Source organism: Microvirga aerilata (assembly GCF_016743775.1).
Taxonomy (GTDB): Bacteria; Pseudomonadota; Alphaproteobacteria; order Rhizobiales; family Beijerinckiaceae; genus Microvirga; species Microvirga aerilata.
The window spans coordinates 1-18,482 of sequence record NZ_JAEQMY010000078.1; the positions used below are offsets into that span (position 1 = coordinate 1).

Annotated in this window: 6 protein-coding genes and 2 pseudogenes; 5 read left to right on the forward strand and 3 right to left on the reverse strand. The window is 61.8% G+C overall.

Annotation, left to right across the window (positions count from 1 at the left end):
* Positions 1–306: 306 nt before the first annotated feature.
* The 3 genes and pseudogenes from JKG68_RS25960 to JKG68_RS25970 form a co-directional block, all read right to left on the reverse strand.
* Positions 307–3,168: a PAS domain-containing protein gene (locus JKG68_RS25960; RefSeq protein ID WP_202064558.1), complete on the reverse strand. Its 2,862-nt coding sequence runs from the start codon at positions 3,166–3,168 to the stop codon at positions 307–309.
* Between the two features lie 501 nt (positions 3,169–3,669).
* Positions 3,670–3,914: pseudogene (locus JKG68_RS25965) on the reverse strand (IS6 family transposase); the annotation flags it as partial.
* Between the two features lie 354 nt (positions 3,915–4,268).
* A complete protein-coding gene (locus JKG68_RS25970) occupies positions 4,269–6,695 on the reverse strand; it encodes a glycogen/starch/alpha-glucan phosphorylase (protein WP_376773210.1) in 2,427 nt (808 codons plus the stop codon).
* A 503-nt stretch (positions 6,696–7,198) separates the two neighbouring features.
* On the opposite strand from JKG68_RS25970, the gene otsA reads away from it, so the two are divergent.
* From otsA to JKG68_RS33810, 5 genes and pseudogenes are all read left to right on the forward strand, one after another.
* Positions 7,199–8,641 (forward strand): alpha,alpha-trehalose-phosphate synthase (UDP-forming), encoded by a 1,443-nt coding sequence (gene otsA, locus JKG68_RS25975; protein WP_312890973.1) that lies wholly within the window; start codon positions 7,199–7,201, stop codon positions 8,639–8,641.
* 191 nt (positions 8,642–8,832) lie between these two features.
* Positions 8,833–12,111: a maltotransferase domain-containing protein gene (locus tag JKG68_RS25980; RefSeq protein WP_202064562.1), complete on the forward strand. Its 3,279-nt coding sequence runs from the start codon at positions 8,833–8,835 to the stop codon at positions 12,109–12,111.
* A gap of 2 nt (positions 12,112–12,113) precedes the next feature.
* Positions 12,114–15,428, forward strand: coding sequence for a maltose alpha-D-glucosyltransferase (gene treS / locus JKG68_RS25985; RefSeq protein ID WP_202064565.1), 3,315 nt, complete (start codon positions 12,114–12,116; stop codon positions 15,426–15,428).
* Positions 15,425–17,632 (forward strand): 1,4-alpha-glucan branching protein GlgB, encoded by a 2,208-nt coding sequence (glgB, locus tag JKG68_RS25990; protein WP_202064573.1) that lies wholly within the window; start codon positions 15,425–15,427, stop codon positions 17,630–17,632. Before treS ends, glgB begins: the two co-directional genes overlap by 4 nt.
* A gap of 731 nt (positions 17,633–18,363) precedes the next feature.
* Positions 18,364–18,482: pseudogene (locus JKG68_RS33810) on the forward strand (5-(carboxyamino)imidazole ribonucleotide synthase); the annotation flags it as partial.

Consider the following 18,482-nt stretch of genomic DNA (forward strand, 5'->3'; position numbering starts at 1 on the left):
GCCAACATTGCGGCTTGAGCCGGTCCGGCGACCAAGGCGGCCTCAATGCGCCTGATGCTGTTTAATGTCAAAACACCTATTGCGGTCAGCTCAAGGCCTGTTCGCTGGGTTGAGTCACTGTCGTAATGCTCATCTCCGATACGCGTGCTGTTGTCTTGCGGTACCCCCTTGCGTGAGCCCGCGATTAATCCGGCCAGGGAAGGAGGACACCGAGGGAGTTACAGCGTAAGAGTCTGGCCGGAAGCTGTCGGTCCGCACTTGTGCGGGTTCTTGATGGAGCCGAACGCAGTGCAACGGTTCTCAACCTTAGCTTTTTCCGAGAGCGGCAAGGCTCGCCGCGAGTTCTGCCTGCCGGAACGGCTTCACCAGGCGCGGCAGGTCGGGCGCGACGCCTTCGACGTCGGCGTAGCCTGAGATGATGAGCACTCCGATGCCGGGCAGTCGCCGATGCAGCTCACGCGCGAGCTCGGTGCCCGTCATTCCCGGCATCAGGTGATCGGTGACCACAACGTCAGGCACCAAGCCGTCCTCAAGCAGACGCAGCGCCTCCTCGGCAGACATCGCCTCCACAACCGTGTAGCCGAGTTCGACGAGCATATCGGCGGTGCTCGCGCGCACCAGTTCCTCGTCGTCGACCAGAAGCACGGTGCCCGCCGTGATGCTCACCTCGGGTTCGCCGGGTCGCTCGGCTGATTCGGTTCCGGCCTCGGTCGCCGGAAGCCACAGTTCGACGTTCGTGCCAAGTCCTGGCTTGCTGTTGATCGTGAGCGTGCCACCAAGCTGAGCGGCAAGCCCGTGCACCATCGAGAGGCCAAGGCCCGTGCCCCTCCCGATGCCCTTGGTGCTGAAGAAGGGCTCGACCGCGCGCTTCAGCGTCTCTGCGTCCATCCCAGTGCCCGTGTCCGCGACAGACAAGCGGATGTATGAGCCGGCCGCCAGACCCGACGAGTGAACGCGTTCGACATCGCCGGCTCGGGCCGAGATCGTGAGCTGGCCGCCGTTTGGCATCGCATCACGAGCATTCACGGCCAGGTTTAGGATCGCCATCTCGAGCTGATTGGGATCGGCGAGCGCTGCCGGTAGGTCGCTTGCGGTGTCTACGGTCACCTTGACCTGGGGACCTGAGGTGCTGGCGATGAGATCAGCCATGCCAGCAATCAGCGAGCCCACGTCGACCGGCTGTGGCTGCAGCGGCTGGCGCCGAGCAAAGGCAAGCAGCCGCTGCACGAGCACGCGCACACGCTCAGCCGAAGCGAGCGCGCCTGCGATCAGCCGCTGCTCGCGACCGCCGCCAAGCCCTTTTCGCTGAAGAAGGTCGAGGCCGCCCACGATAGGGGTGAGCAGGTTGTTCACGTCGTGCGCCACGCCGCCGGTCAGCTGCCCCATCGCGTCCATCTTCTGCGACTGGTGAAGGGCGTCTTGCGCCTCGGCAAGTTGTGCTTGCCCACGGACGCGCTGGGTCACATCTATGACGAACTGGTAGACACCGATCTGCTCGCCTGCTTCGTTCCGTAGGGGCTGGAAGTTCACCTCATAGTACGGCCGGACGCGGCCCGGGTCGCCGTAGTCTTCGACGAAGGTGACGCTCTCCCCGCGCATGCCCTGCGCCCAGCCGGCTCGGACCTGCTCCTGGTGCTCCGGCTGGTCGGCGAGCAGCCCGAGCATGTTGTCGCCAGCCTTCGGCCGCACGCCGTAGATGCGCTCGAACTCGTCAGCGTTAGCGGTGTTTATGGCAAGGATGTTGAAGTCGAGGTCGACTGCCAGCACCATGATGTCGGTGACCTCGACGATCGTTGCGAGCAGATTGCGCTCAGCGGTACGTTTAGCGACCCTTTCCTCCAACGTTGCGTTAAGCTCGCGCAGCTGCTGCTCGGCGATCTTGCGCTCCGAGATGTCGTTGAACAGGACGGCCACACGAGGCTCGCGCGGCTCCCCTGTCCGGAAGATGTGAACGTCGTACCAGCGCGCCAGGGGCTCGACATAGTTCTCGATGCGCACCGGCTCACCGGTTAGCAGGACGTGGCCGTTAGCGTCGATCCAGTGTTGTTCGATGCCAGGCGTAAGCTCGCTCACCCATTTCCCGACTGCATCGACAAGGCCTGTCTGCCGCTCGAACGCCGGGTTGGCTTCGACCACACGGTAGTCGACCGAGTTCTGGTTCTCGTCAAACTTTACCTCATGAATTGAGTATCCAACATCAATGTTCTCGAACAGCGCACGGTAGTGCGCCTCGCTCTGACGCAGTGCGCCCTCTACCCGGGCGCGTTCGACCGCCACGCAAGTCCGTGCAGCGACCTCCTCCACCAGTGCGATCTCGTGCGCCGTCCAGTGATGAACATCGCGAAAGTTGACGTAGAGCGTGGCGGTTAAGCGGCCGTCGCGCAGGAGGGGCACCGACACGAACGAGCGTGTCTCGATTGCAGCCCAGGTTGCATGAACCTGCGCCGGATCCGCCTCCACGTCGTTGCAGACCTCTGTCAGCCCCTGCCGCTGGCGCGCGATGCTGACAGAACCGAAGTCGCTGGGAGCAAATGTCCCGATGAGAGGCTCGACGCCGTCGACAAAGCATGCGTCACAGACGATCGTCTCGTCGCCTGCCTGCACTTCGCTGTAGCCGACCCGGTTAGCGCCCAAGTGACGGCCGAGCGCTTCGACAGCGGCCGCCATGACGGCACGCGGCTCTGTTACGCCGCGAAGCCGCTCCTCGAGCGCAAGCCGAAAGCCTTGGCGCTGCTCCGCCAGCACCTTGCCCGTGGTTTCGATGACCGTGTCCAGAAAGCCAGCGACATTGCCGGTTTCATCGCGAACGGGGCTGTAGCAGAAGGTGAAGTAGGTCTGCTCCGGATAGCCGTGCCGCTCGACGATGAGCGGGAAGTCCTCGATTAAGGTCGGCTCACCGGCAAAGGCGCAGTCGGCGATCGGCCCGATCGTGTCCCAGGCCTCGCTCCACACCTCGCTGAAAGGCCGGCCGAGAGCCTCGGGCTTGATGCCGAGGATTGGACGGAAAGCATCGTTGTAGAGGGTGATCAGGTCTGGACCCCAGACGAGGCAGCTCGGGAACTTCGAGCCGAGCACCATGCCCACAGCTGTACGCAGGCTCTGGGGCCAAGTCTCTGGTGCACCGAGTGGAGAGGCGGACCAGTCGTGGGTCCGCATCAACTCACCCATCGCGCCGCCACCGGCCAGGAATGCTGGGGCTGCTGGACTGCTCGATTCGTACAACGATATCAACGAGGGCTCGCTTTACAGCCGAGAAAACCTAAGCCGAACTAGGGTGTCGCCATTATTCGGCAATGCTTATGTCCTGCCTTTCCGAGCGTGGGCTGCGCGCCAATGATCAATCGCGAAGCGGACCTGATCGGGCCCGCACTTCAACTTCTCCATCTGGCACTGGGCTGAGCTTAACCTTACTTCCGTACTCACAGAGTAAGCTGACCTTCAGACGGCCAAGCCTAACGGCTCAGATTGACCAACACCGGACGTTAGCGGAACTTCCAATAGGCGCCTTCACAAGCCTATGGCACTGGAACCGGGATGATGTCAGGGCACCGGACGCAGAGCAGGATCACCGACCGATCGAAATGTCTGCCTTTGAACATCCGTGTCTCCACTCCTGTGGCTATGGTCACCGTAAATGAAACTCTGAAGCAAATTGTTGCGACAGAACCCTACAACTTCGTCGAGGTGCCAGATGTCGCGGCAGCTCGGCTTCTTGCGCCTGAGGCGGCGAGCATGGTCTGGGCCGAACTTCAGCGCCCACCGGCGGACTGTCTCATAGGAGACGAGGACACCTCGTTCGAGCAGCATTTCCTCAACCCGCCGCGAGCTCAGGGGAACCGGAAATACGGCCAGACGGCGCGGGCGATGGTCTCAAGCGGAAAGCGGTGACGTTTGTAGCTGACGGGCTTAGACATGCTTGCCTAACTACACGCCTCCCCTCATGCCCAAGTTAATGTGACAACCCCGTGCCAGCGAATGATATGAACGCCCAGAGTGATTTCATTGCTGGTCTATTCAACGCTGCTGCCTAACCTGAGCTCCCGTCCGGTCTTCACGTGAGCTGCATCAGAAGCTTCAACTGAACCCCTTCGCCTCCGGTAAAGGGCTCAACGGCCGGCAAAGACTAACGCTCGCCCGAGACCACCAAACCCAAGCACTATATCTGCCGCCAGATTAACAGAACGGCTGGATCACGGGCGCAAGCCATTCAAGCTGAGGCCTAATGAAGGGTGTATCATGGTCCTGGAACAGAGGCTTTTGCGCCCGGGTTAGACAGGCAACTTCCAGATACCGTCAGCATATTCGCGGATAGTACGATCAGAGGAGAACCAGCCCACCCTCGCTGTGTTTAGCACGCTGGCGCGCCACCAGGCGAAAGGATTCGCCCACAGGGCGTCAACTCCGCGCTGAGCGGTCCAGTACGAGTCGAAATCCGCAGCCACCATTAAGGGATCGTCGGAGCGTACGGCGTGAACGAGGGACTCGAAGCGGTGCGGCTCGTCCGGCGAGAAGGCTCCCGATCCGATCAGGCCGAGCGCTCGCTCGAGGCGGGGTGACACGTCCACTCGGCACTGGTTCATTCCAACCTGGCGGCGGGCTTCGATCTCGCCGGCGGTCAGACCGAAAATGAAGATGTTCTCCGACCCGACGCATTCGCGGATCTCGATATTAGCCCCGTCGAGAGTGCCGATCGTCAGCGCCCCATTGAGGGCGAGCTTCATGTTGCCTGTGCCGGAGGCTTCCATGCCGGCGGTCGAGATCTGCTCGGACAGGTCGGCCGCAGGGATAATGGTCTCCGCCAAGCTAACATTGTAGTTGGGCAGGAACACGACTTTCAGGCGGCCGGCCACGACTGGGTCGGCATTGACCACCTTCGCCACGTCGTTCGCGAGCTTGATGATCAGTTTAGCCCGATGGTAGCTAGCGGCGGCCTTGCCGGCGAAGATCTTGCCCCTCGGCACCCAATCCCGTTCGGGCTCAGCCCGAATGGCATCGTAGAGCGCGACGGTCTCGAGGATGTTCAGGAGCTGCCGCTTGTACTCGTGAATGCGCTTGATGTGGACGTCGAACAAGGCGCCCGGATCGACCAGCACGCCGGTTCGCTCGGCGATGACCTTCACCAGATTGGCCTTGGATGCGGCGCGCTGGTTCCTGAACAGATTTTGGAACGCGGCATCGTCCGCCAGTCTGTCCAACTGGATGAGCACTTCCGGGTCATCCAGAACCCCGTCGCCGAGTTCCCCCACTAGGAGGCGGGTCAGCCCTGGGTTCGCCTGATGAAGCCACCGCCTGAATGTGATGCCGTTAGTCTTGTTGACGATGCGCGCAGGGTACAGGGCGTGCAGATCCTTGAACACGGTCTGTCGCATCAGGCTCGTGTGTAGCGCCGAGACGCCGTTGACCTTGTGGGCTCCGATAAAGGCCAGATGCCCCATGCGCACGTACCGTCCGCTCCCTTCGTCGATGATGGAGACGGACTTGATGAACTCATTGTCAGCCGAGCGATAGACTAGGGGTTCGAGGTGCTGCCAGTTGATTCGGTAGATGATCTGGAGGTGGCGCGGGAGAAGCCTCTCCATCAGCGACACGGGCCAGCGCTCCAGGGCCTCGGGCATAAGCGTGTGGTTGGTGTAGTTCAACGTCCCGGTGGTGATCGTCCAAGCCTCCTCCCAGGGAAGGCTGTGCTCGTCGACGAGAAGCCGCATCAGCTCCGCGACCGCAATGGACGGATGGGTGTCGTTGAGCTGGAGCGCCGCCCAGTCGGGTAGGCTGCGCAGATCGCCATGCAGGCGGAGATGGCGGGCGAGCAAATCCTGCAGCGACGCGGAGGTGAAGAAGAACTCCTGCCGCAGGCGCAGCTCCCGTCCAGCCTCACTCGCATCGCCCGGATAGAGCACGCGGGAGATCGCCTCAAGCCGCGCCCGGTCGGCGAGCGCGCCAATATGGTCGCCCGAGTTGAAGGCGTCCAGGCGCAGGGGCTCGGCCGCCCGCGCCGACCAGAGCCGCAACGAATTCACATGGCGTCCGCGCCAGCCGACAACCGGCGTATCGTAGGCGACGGCCTGAACTGTTTCAGCCGGTCTCCAGACCGCGACAGGTGAGCCGTTCGCCTGAATATCCTCGACGGTGCCACCGAAGCCGACCGGATAGATTACGTCGGAGCGCTCAAATTCCCATGGGTTGGTGTAGGCTAACCAGTCCTCGGGAACTTCGTGCTGACGTCCATCCATGATGACCTGGCGGAAGAGGCCATGCTCGTAACGGATCCCGTAGCCATAGGCCGGTACTTGGAGGCTGGCCATGCTTTCCATGAAGCAGGCAGCGAGCCGGCCGAGGCCGCCGTTTCCAAGGGCCGCGTCCGGCTCGATGGCGCGCAGATTGTCGAGGTCGATTCCCAGCCCGGCCAGGGCTTCCCGGGCGGACTCGGTGAGGCGGAGGTTGTTCAAAATATCGAACAGGAGCCGCCCGATCAAGAATTCGAGGGAGAGGTAGCAGACCTGCTTCTGGGCCGCCTGGTTCCGCGCCTTGGAGGCCGTCCAATGATCGATGGCGCAATCCCGGACTGCGAGAGCCGTGGCCACGAACCAGTCGCGGTCTGTGGCATGAGCGGGGTCCTTGCCGACCGCGTAAGCCAGCTTCGCCAAAATGGCTTTCTGGAAGGTGGGCGCGTCGGCAGGACTTAATATCGGCGACACTGCAGATGCGTCCGCTGAGTATCCATTGTCGACGGCAAGGGGAGACAATAAATTCTGATCCGAATTCTGCACGGGATAGCCCCTGATCTTCTAATATCGAAAGCGATAGTGAATGAAAGTTTGTTTATTGGCGACGTCCATTATCTGGGGCCGATCACAAGTCAATCATAATACAAAATAGTAGTTCGAAAATACTATGAAACTGTAACGGACTGCCACACTTTTGTCCAAAGTGCGTGTGCTCGGCTGAGGGGCCTGTTAGCCATGCAAGGCTTATTCTTCCGCAGCCGGAACCGCCACGAAGCTGGATTGTTGTGGCCTCAACAATCCTGTCAGGTTCTTCCATGGCTCGCAAGCAAGAGATTCTCTCTGACGCGCCGCAACCCGCGACCTCGGCGCCTGCCCGCAAAGGCGCACAGGGCCAGGGTTCTTCCTCCCCCAAAGGGACTTCCCCCCGGTCCGCCCCGAATGGGAAATCCTCCTCTGGGTCTCGTCAGCGGCTTGTGGTCGTCTCGAACAGGGTTCCCGTGCCGAAGGACGGCTCGACCAAGGCCGGTGGGCTGGCCATTGCTCTGGAAGGGGCCCTCAAGGAGAGCGGAGGCCTTTGGTTCGGCTGGTCCGGCAACATCGTCGGCGACGCATCCGACAAGCCAGAAGTGGTTCAAGGGGGCAAAATTACATTTGCGGTCGTCGATCTGACCCAGCAGGATTACGACGAGTATTACGCCGGCTTTGCCAACCGCGCCCTGTGGCCGGTATGCCATTATAGGCTCGATCTCGTGCAGCTCGAACGGAGTGACACGGATGGGTATTTCCGGGTCAACCGCGCGTTCGCGGCCTCCCTCGCGCGCCTGCTCCAGCCCGACGACATCATCTGGATTCACGATTATCACTTCATTCCGTTGGCGGCGGAGCTGCGCAAGCTAGGTTTCAACAACCGGATCGGCTTCTTCCTCCACATTCCGTGGCCCCCTTCCGACGTGGCGAGCGCTCTTCCGGCCTATGAGCGGCTCCTGCGCGGGCTCGGAGCCTATGACGTGGTCGGTTTTCACACCCCGCTGGATGTGGAAAACTTTCAGCAATGCCTCGTCCGGGAAGGCATCGGACAGCCGATGGGGCCGAACGAGTATCAGGTCGACGGCCGGCGCATCCGGGTCGAGCCGTTCCCGGTCGGGATCGACACGCAGGCCTTCGCCCGAACTGCGGTCAGCGGCGAGAAGAACGCCTTAGTTCGCCGGACCAAGGCCAGCATGGGCGACCGGGATCTCATCATCGGAGTGGATAGGCTCGACTACTCGAAGGGCATCAAGCAGCGGATCGAATCGTTCTCCTGCTTCCTCAAGTCGAGCCCGGCCTTCCACAACCGCGTCACCTATATCCAGATCACCCCGAAATCGCGCTCGGACGTGCCCGAGTACAAGCGGATGCAGCACGAGATTGCTGAGCAGGCCGGCTGGACCAACGGCAATTTCGGCGAGGTGGACTGGACGCCAATCCGCTACGTCAACCAGACGGTCGGACACGCGGCGCTCGCAGGCCTGTACCGGATGTCCCAAGTCGGGCTCGTGACGCCCCTGCGGGACGGGATGAACCTCGTGGCCAAGGAATTTGTCGCCGCCCAGCCGCCGGAAGATCCCGGCGTGCTGATCCTGTCGCGCTTCGCGGGCGCGGCGCATGAGCTCAATGGCGCGCTTCTGGTCAACCCCTACGATACGGAGGCCTGCGCCGCCGCCATCACGCGGGCGCTGCAGATGCCCCTAGCGGAGAGGCAGGAGCGCTGGATCACCATGTGGGAGCGCCTGCAGACTAATACGGTCGGAGCTTGGTGCCGACAGTTTCTCTCCTGCCTCGCCGATTCCGCCGCAGAAGCCGAGGAGGAGCCGCTAGAGCCGAAGCGGGCCAGGGTCCGTAGCAGATCCCCGCGGCGGCAGGCCACGCGCGCCTGAAGCCGCCGCGGTGTCGGACCTTCAGGAACAAACGGGAAGAGGTACTGTTTCTGACAGAGAGGCTCTGCCGGTCGTACCACCGCGTTTCGATTACCGGCTACGAGCTCGCCACCGATCGATCAAATCTAACAGCGACGGACCAGATCGTGTCACCAGCAGACGCCCTCCCGAGAAGTTCCCAGACATTCCGCATGGAAGCCCCGGATCGCGCGCCGCCTCGGATTTACTATGTGCATCCGCTGCTGATCGGGTCTCCCGACGCCTGGGACGAGATCTTCGATCACGCCGCTGGGCTGGGCTTTGACACCATCCTCATGGCGCCTCCCTTCGACCCCGGCCATGGCGGCAGCGTCTTTCTTCCGCAGGACATGGAGCGGCTTCACCCCGCTCTCGGTGGTGGGGAGGCGGTTGACGGCATCGCGCACCTGGTGGACCAGGCCCGCGCGCGCAACCTCGCCCTCGCCCTCGACGTCGTCGTCGATCGGGTCGCGGCCGAGAGCGCCTTCGCCCGGGAGCTCGGTCTTGCGCCCTCGAACTCCGGCTTCCTCGATCCCCGCCAAGACCCTGCTGACCGTGGGGCCCTCTTCATTCCCTTCGGCCCCGCCGATTCGGCCGATCATCCCTTCATCGCGATGCTGTCGGACCGCCTGCGGGCGCTTGTCGCCGCCGGGGTGTCGGGCTTCCGCTGCCTGCATTGGGACAGGGTTCCGCCGCAGGCCCTGAAGCGCCTGATCGCGACTGTGCGGCGGAGCGCATCCGAGACCCGTTTCCTCGCCTGGACCCCGGGCGCTGCCACCGAGGCGCGGCAGGGACTATGCAGGACCGGGGTTGACGGAACGTTCTCGTCCCTTCGCTGGTGGGACCTGCGTGAGGGCTGGATCGTCGATGAGCATGAACTGCAGCGGAGCATCGGCTACGAAATCGCCTTTCCGGAGGCTCCCTTCGACAAGCGCCTCGCGCACGAGCTTGAGCCTGTGGAAATGCTGGAGCGGCGCGCCAGCCGGGCCCTGTGGCTGTCGGCAGCCCTCGGGGACGGGCTCCTGGTGCCCATGGGATTCGAATACGGATGCCGGGACCGGTTCGATCCTGGCCGCGGCGACGGCGCGGGCCTTGCCGGGTTGAAGGAGAGCGGCAGCGCTGATCTCACCGGAGTAGTGCGAGCGGTGAATAAGTTCCTTGCTCAGGAGGATGGACGCTTCGCGCGCATGCCCCTGCACCTCGTGGTGGGGAATGCCTCGCCGGTCACAGCGATCCTTAGGATCGATGCGGAGAATGTCGGACAGGGGAAGGTTGCTCGCCTCGTGCTTGCAAACGCTGATCTGCGGCGGAGCACTCACGCGGCAGGCTCCTTCCTGGTATCGGAGGGAGGCTCGCGGTTCGTGCCGTTCCACGAGAAGGGTGAGGGCGGTCTCGAGCTCAATCCGACCACCACGGTATGGCTCCGGCCCGGCGAGGTCCGGGTGCTGGAAGGCCGCCCCCTGGAGGCCATCAGGGGAGCCGCGCCCGCACCGGCTATCGAACAGGCGATAGGCGCGCCGCGGCTGGTGATCGAGAATGTCGCGCCAGCCGTGGAGGCGGGCGAATTCCCGGTCAAGCGCATCGTCGGCGACGTGGTACGCGTGGAGGCCGATGTCTTCGGCGACGGTCACGATCCCCTGGCCGTGGCCCTTGTCTGGCGTGCGGTCGACGAGACCCAGTGGCGCGAGACCCGCATGACGCATCTGGTCAACGACCGCTGGAGCGCCGAATTCCCGCTGGAGCGCCTCGGCCGCTATGAGTTCGCCGTCCAGGCTTGGCGCGATCCCTTCGCCATCTTCCGCTCCGAACTGCAGAAGAAATACGCCGCGGGCCTCGACGTGACCCTGGAGTTGGAGGAAGGACGCCTGTTGGTCGAGGCGGCGCGCGCCGAGACGAAAGGCGAGGTCGCCGACCGCGTCCGGCCCATCGCCGACACGCTGATAGACGCTGATTACGATAGCCGGCTCGACATCCTCCTGTCGCCCGAGACCTCGGAGATCATGGTTGCAGCGGACCGGCGGCCGTTCCTGGTGCGCTCCAGGCCTATTCCGCTCGATGCCGAGCGCAAGGCTGCGGGGTTCGCGAGCTGGTACGAGCTGTTCCCACGCTCCCAGAGCGGGGAACTCACGCGCCATGGCACGTTCGACGACGTGATCCGTCGTCTGCCCGCAATCCGTGACATGGGATTTGACGTGCTCTACCTGACGCCGATACATCCCATCGGCCGGACCCATCGCAAGGGACGAAACAACAGCCTCACGGCCGGACCCAATGATCCCGGAAGCCCCTATGCGATCGGCTCGGAGGCGGGCGGCCACGACGCCATCCACCCGGAGCTTGGCACCTTCGAGGACTTCCGGCGGCTCGTGGCGGCCGCGGCCGATCATGGACTCGAACTGGCGCTGGACATCGCCGTCCAGGCCTCGCCTGATCATCCCTGGCTGAAGGAGCATTCGGACTGGTTCGAATGGCGGCCCAACGGAACGATCCGCTATGCCGAGAACCCTCCGAAGAAGTACGAGGATATCGTCAACGTGGATTTCTACGCCAAGGGGGCGTTGCCATCCCTTTGGGTGGAATTGCGCAATGTCATCCTGCTCTGGGTCGAGCAGGGCGTAAAACTCTTCCGTATCGACAACCCGCACACGAAGCCGTTCCCGTTCTGGGAGTGGCTGATCGCGGACGTGCGGCGCGATCATCCCGACGTCGCCTTCCTAGCCGAGGCATTCACGCGGCCGAAGGTCATGTACCGGCTCGCCAAGATCGGGTTCTCGCAATCCTACACGTATTTCACGTGGCGCAACGAGAAATGGGAACTTACGGAGTATATGACGGAACTCTCGCAGACGCCCCCGAAGGATTTCTTCCGACCGCATTTCTTCGTCAACACGCCGGACATCAATCCGGACTTCCTGCAGAACGCGCCGCGTTCCGCCTACCTGATCCGCGCCGCGCTTGCAACGACCCTCTCCGGCCTCTGGGGTATGTATAACGGCTTCGAACTCTGCGAGGGGCGGCCTGATGCGAAGAAGAAGGAGTATGCCGACAGCGAGAAATACGAGATCCGGGTATGGGACTGGGACAGGCCCGGCAACATCGTCAACGAAATCACGATCCTTAATCGCATCCGGCGCAACAATCCCGCGCTGCACTCCCATCTCGGCATCTCGTTCCTCAATGCCTGGAACGACAACATCCTTTTCTTTGAGAAGGCTATGCCCGGACGCGAGAACGTCATTCTCGTGGCCGTCAGCCTCGATCCCCACAACGTTCAGGAGGCAGACGTGGAGCTTCCACTCTGGAAGTTTGGTCTGCCTGATCACGGCTCCCTGGCGGTCGAGGATCTGGTGCGCCACCAGCGCTTCACTTGGACAGGCAAGTATCAGCGCATCCGCTGCGATCCGGGCGAGCTGCCCTTCTCGATCTGGCGAATTGCCCCAAAGGATCAATAAGAATGCTCAAGAAGAACGATACATCCCTAAAGAGCGAAACGTCCCTGGACAAGGACCCCCTTTGGTACAAGGACGCGATTATCTACCAGCTGCATGTGAAGTCGTTCTTCGACGCCAACAACGACGGCATCGGCGATTTCGCAGGCTTGCTCGCCAAACTGGATTACATCGCCTCGCTCGGCGTAAACACGATCTGGCTGCTTCCATTTTATCCGTCGCCACGCCTCGACGACGGCTATGACATCGCGCAATACCGTGATGTCAGCGCGGATTACGGGACACTGAAGGAGTTCAAGGCCTTCGTGCGCGAAGCCCATACGCGCGGGCTTCGAGTCATCACCGAACTCGTGATCAATCACACGTCGGACCAGCATGCCTGGTTTCAGCGCGCACGCCACGCAAAGCCGGGCTCACGCGAGCGTGACTTTTACGTCTGGTCCAACACGGATCAGAAGTACCCGGAGACCAGAGTCATCTTCCTCGACACCGAACGGTCGAACTGGTCCTGGGATCCAGTGGCGGGCGCGTATTTCTGGCATCGCTTCTACTCGCACCAGCCGGATCTCAACTTCGACAATCCGCGCGTCCTCAAGGAAGTTCTGAGCGTCATGCGATTCTGGCTCGATATGGGCATCGACGGGCTTCGCCTCGACGCCATTCCCTATCTGGTCGAGCGCGAGGGCACTAATAACGAGAACCTTCCGGAGACCCACGAGGTCTTGAAGAAGATCCGCGCGCATCTCGATGCCACATACCCGGATCGAATGCTGCTGGCGGAAGCCAATCAATGGCCGGAGGATACGCAGGAGTATTTCGGCGACGGCAACGAATGCCATATGGCATTCCACTTCCCACTGATGCCGCGCATGTACATGGCGATTGCGAAGGAGGATCGCTTCCCAATCACCGACATCCTGCGCCAGACGCCCGAGATCCCCGAGAACTGCCAGTGGGCGATCTTCCTCCGGAATCATGACGAACTGACTCTCGAAATGGTCACTGATGAAGAGCGCGACTACCTCTGGAACACCTATGCGGCCGACAGGCGGGCGCGCATCAATCTGGGTATCCGCCGCAGGCTTGCGCCGCTCATGCAGCGGGACCGGCGGCGCATCGAATTGATGAATGCGCTGCTGCTGTCCATGCCCGGAACGCCGGTGGTCTATTACGGCGACGAGATCGGCATGGGCGATAACATCTATCTCGGCGACCGCGACGGCGTCAGGACCCCTATGCAATGGTCCCCCGACCGCAATGGCGGCTTCTCGCGAGCAGACCCCGCAAGCCTCGTGCTGCCCGCGATCATGGACCCGGTCTACGGCTTTGAGTCGGTCAATGTGGAGGCGCAGAGCCGCGATCAGCATTCGCTCCTGAATTGGATGCGCCGCATGCTGATGCTCCGCCGCAACCATCACGCCTTCGGCCGCGGCACGTTCCGGCTCCTTTATCCCACCAACCGCAAGGTGCTGGCATATCTGCGCGAACACGAGGGTGAGACGATCCTGTGCGTGGCGAACCTGTCGCGGACACCGCAGGCGGTCGAGCTTGACCTCTCGGCTTTTGTCGGCCGAGTGCCCGTCGAGATGACCGGTCCGTCGCCGTTCCCGCCCATTGGCCAGCTGACCTATCTTCTAACGCTGCCGCCCTACGGCTTCTACTGGTTCCAGCTAACGACAGACGTGGATTCTCCCCAATGGCGGAGTGCGCCACCCGAGCAGTTGCCCGACTTCCAGACACTTGTTCTCCGCAGCGGCATCAAAGAGATCTTGGGCGAGCGGAACGCGAAGGTGATCGCAAGCGACATCCTGCCGACTTATCTGCCGATGAGGCGCTGGTTTGCGTCCAAGAATGAGAGCTTGGACGGCGCGCGCATTCCATGGGCGGTGCCGATGCCCTTCGCCAGCGATGTGCTGATGGCGGAGGTCGAAGCACAAGTCGGTGGCCGCGCCGAGCGCTATTGCATGCCGCTCGGGATTGCGTGGGAAAGCGCCGGTGCATTGCCGCTGCCTCAGCAGCTTGCGCTGGCTCGGGTTCGTACCGGACGCCGCGTCGGCTTCTTGACCGACGGCTTTGCCGTGGACCGCTGGGTGCATGGCGTGCTTCGGGCCTTGTGCGAGAGGTCCACTGTCGCGACGCCGGATGGCGATATCCGATTCATCGGGACGCCCGAGCTCGATTGCATGGAGGCGACGGCGGATGCCCCCATTCGCTGGCTTTCGGCCGAGCAGTCGAACAGTTCGCTCGTCGTTGGCGACGTTGCCATGATCAAGCTCATCCGCCGCGTCTTCGCCGGCATACATCCCGAGGCGGAGATGACCCAGTACCTCACCAAGGTCGGATACAAGAATTCGGCGCCTCTTCTAGGCGAGGTCGTGCGGATCTCGCAGGATGGCACGCCCCATACGTTGATAATCGTTCAGGGCGCGATCCGCAACCAAGGCGACGCCTGGAACTGGATGCTCGAAAACCTCAAGCGCACCCTCGATGAGTATGAACTCATCGAAACTGACGGTGCTCCGGAGGAGGGCGTCTTCACCACCCTTGAGAACTTCGCAGGCGTGGTCGGTCGCCGCCTCGGCGAGCTTCATGTGGCGCTGGCCGCTCCCACGGATGGTCCAGCTTTCGCGCCTGTTGAGGCTGGCGCTGACGAAATCGACACTTGGAAGATGAGAGCCCGCAGCCAGCTCGTCGCCGCCCTCGATATTCTCGGCGACGTGCGCGGTGACCTTGATCCCGAACTCGGCGGATTGGCCGATGATCTTTTGGGGCAGCGCGACGATCTAGTCGCGGCCGTCGCCGAGCTGGCGGAAGTGGGCCGGGGGACGCTCCTGACGCGCATTCACGGCGACTTCCATTTCGGACAGGTCCTTGTCGCTCACGGCGACGCCTACATCATTGACTTCGAAGGCGAGCCAGTCCGCGAATTGGAGGAAAGACGCGCCAAGACGAGCCCGCTCCGCGACGTGGCCGGTCTGCTACGCTCGCTCGACTACACGGCCGTATCCGCAGCGATGTCCGAGGAGGAACTGTCAACCCAGTCGTTCAGCGATACCCGCAGATACCTGCTTGAGCAGTTCTATGCGGGAGCCGAAAAGGCATTTCTGGACACTTATTGGAGCGTCATCGCCGGGGCACCCCATCTTGGGCTCTCGGAAGACCGGCGCAGTCGCCTGCTCGATCTGTTCCTTTTAGAAAAAGCGGCCTACGAGATCCAGTACGAAGCATCCAATCGACCCCGGTGGCTGGCGATCCCGCTCAGGGGGTTGTCGCAAATCGCTCAGCGCCTCATTGGGGTGGAGAATGGAGGACGCCAATGACGGCTGGACAGGATTGCGCCTTCGCTGGTGTCGACGAAGAGCAGGTTAGAGCCCTGGTGGGGGGGCTGCACCGGGATCCGTTCTCTATCCTCGGACAGCATCCGACAGCCCACGGAAGCATCATTCGCGTCTTCATGCCGGGAGCGGAAACGGTCGAACTCCTAGCGCGGGACACAGGAACCCCGCTGACGCGGCTCGAACGCGTCCATGCAGAGGGGCTATTTGTTGGCGTTCTCAGTCACCAGGCTGCCTACAGGCTGCGCATCGCTTGGCCAGAAGCAGTCCAGGAAACGGAGGACCCCTACAGCTTCGGCATGCTTCTAGGAGAGCTAGACCTGCACCTGATCGGTCAGGGTACTCACTACGAGCTCAGTCATGTACTCGGTGCTCAGGCCACATTGGTCGACGGAGTGCCCGGCGTGCGCTTCGCCGTCTGGGCACCCAACGCACGGCGCGTGTCTGTGGTGGGCGATTTCAACAGCTGGGACGGGCGACGCAACCCCATGCGCCTGCACCCCGGCGCCGGCGTGTGGGAACTATTCATCCCGCGCCTCGGGCCGGGCGATCGCTACAAGTACGAGATCATCGGACCGCACGGTCAACTGCTTCCGCAGAAGGCCGACCCGGTGGCGCGGGCGAGCGAGGCCGCGCCCGGCAGCGCCTCCATAGTGGCGCGCCCGGAGCCGTTCCGGTGGACGGACTCGGAGTGGATGAGCGCGCGAGCCGCGCGGCAGTCGGAGAGTGCGCCGATCTCCGTCTACGAGGTCCATGCCGGCTCCTGGCTTCACCTGCCCGAAGAGGGCAACCGCAGCCTCGACTGGACCGAACTGGCGGACCGCCTGATCCCTTACGTATCGGGCTTGGGCTTCACCCATATCGAGCTCATGCCGATCATGGAGTATCCATTCGGGGGCTCATGGGGCTACCAGCCGCTAGGGCTCTTCGCCCCCACCGGGCGCTACGGAACGCCGGAGGATTTCGCAGGCTTTGTCAACCGCTGCCATGAGGCGGGCCTCGGCGTTATCCTTGACTGGGTTCCGGCGCATTTCCCCACCGACGTCTTCGGCCTTGCACAATTCGACGGGACGGCCCTCTACGAGCACCAGGATCCGCAGGAAGGATTCCACCAGGATTGGAACACGCTGATCTACAATCTTGGGCGCAACGAGGTGAAAGGCTTCCTAATCGCCAGCGCCCTTGACTGGCTGGAGCGTTATCATGTCGATGCTCTGCGGGTCGATGCCGTAGCGTCGATGCTCTACCGCGACTACAGCCGTAAGGCCAGCGAGTGGATCCCGAACCGACATGGTGGGCGCGAGAACCTTGAGGCGATCGAGTTTTTCAAGCATCTCAATAGCATCATCGCTCATCGCTGCAAGGGGGCCATCACCATCGCAGAGGAGTCGACCGCGTGGCCTGGCGTCACCAAGCCCCCAGAGGAGGGCGGGCTCGGCTTCACGTTCAAGTGGAACATGGGCTGGATGCACGACACGCTCCATTACATGGAACAGGACCCCGTCTACCGCAGCTACAATCACGGGGCCTTCACATTCGGCATGGTCTACGCCTTCACAGAGCGTTTTGTCCTGCCATTGTCCCATGACGAGGTCGTGCACGGGAAAGGCTCGCTGATCCGCAAGATGCCCGGAGACGAGTGGCAGCGTTTTGCCAATCTGCGGGCTTATTTTGGGTACTTGTGGGCGCATCCCGGAAAGAAGCTCCTGTTCATGGGGGGTGAAATCGCACAGGATCTAGAGTGGAACCACGACGCGTCCCTTTCCTGGAACCTCTTGGACAACCCGCAGCACTCGGGTATCCAGAGGCTCGTGCGCGACCTCAACCGCATCTACGCGACCGAGCCGGCGCTCCACGCCACCGATAATGATCCTGATGCATTCGCCTGGGCCGTGGTGGACGATTCCGCGAATTCTGTCTTCGCTATGCTGAGAACGTCGAGAGATGGCAGGTCTATCATCCTCGCCGTGAGCAACATGACCCCAGTTCCGCGGATGAACTATCGCATTGGCGTTCCCAAGGCAGGTCTCTGGCACGAGCTTCTTAACACGAACGCTCACATCTATGGAGGCAGCAACATTGGCAATGGAAGCAGCCTGCAGACGGAGGAGATTTCAGCCCACGGCCGCCCGACCTCCCTTGCACTCACTCTCCCACCGCTGAGCACACTTTTGCTTCGATGGAGTTAGCCTATTTGCATTAGTGCGTGCTTCAGATATGGGCTCGGCAGGAGCTAACCCGTTCGACTTCGCGATCAAAGCCGCAATAGGTCGAAGCAAAAATGGCCGCAGACAATGCGTATTCCTAGAAGATGTCGTCTTTTTCGAAGCAGGGGGCCGCACCTTGATGCTGGTGAAACGAGAACGTGCATCGGTGTTCAAGCGCGAAGGCCGTAATGGTCCGAAGTGCCTGTTGCGAATCATATGAAAGCGTGACCGCATCAAATATATGGGCTAGCTCGTACTCGGGAATCGTGAGGATTCCTCCGGGATCAAGACGTTCAAGTTTCTCTGCCAATAGTTCTCTGTTCACAATTAGCCTCCATTTACAAGCATATTGGTGTTTCCGCGAGTGTACGCCACAGATGACATTCGAATTCTGCAAAAATGCTGTCGTGCCATAAAACCTACACCTGAACTCTCACAAGGCAGGCGATAAAGTCACGATTGAATTCCTTACAGCTATCCCCTAGTTCACTGGACAGGAGCCGTACGTCACCAATAATCCTCTAACCTGCCTCTGCTTACAGAGCATCAGGATCGCGTTAGATAAAGGGTAAATAATTTGTCGACACGGTACTAGTGCTATCTGGTTGTGCAAATTCCTTAAAGCTTAGTGCGAGACTTACATCCCAACAAAGGTGTAAAAAAATGCACCAGAGCGAACAGGGACTGACCTTAAACGAACATGGGTGTTGATCATGATCCGTCCCGGCTGCACTCTTGGTATTCTCGGCGGCGGACAGCTCGGCCGCATGATAGCCATGGCGGCAGCCCAGCTGGGCCTGAGAACGCATATCTACGCGCCAGACGACAACAG

Excerpts from the sequence above, each read along its gene's own strand:
- JKG68_RS25960 (WP_202064558.1), bottom strand. The coding sequence starts at position 3,168 with ATGGGTGAGTTGATGCGGACCCACGACTGGTCCGCCTCTCCACTCGGT.
- JKG68_RS25980 (WP_202064562.1), top strand. The coding sequence starts at position 8,833 with ATGGAAGCCCCGGATCGCGCGCCGCCTCGGATTTACTATGTGCATCCG.
- treS (WP_202064565.1), top strand. The coding sequence starts at position 12,114 with ATGCTCAAGAAGAACGATACATCCCTAAAGAGCGAAACGTCCCTGGAC.
- glgB (WP_202064573.1), top strand. The coding sequence starts at position 15,425 with ATGACGGCTGGACAGGATTGCGCCTTCGCTGGTGTCGACGAAGAGCAG.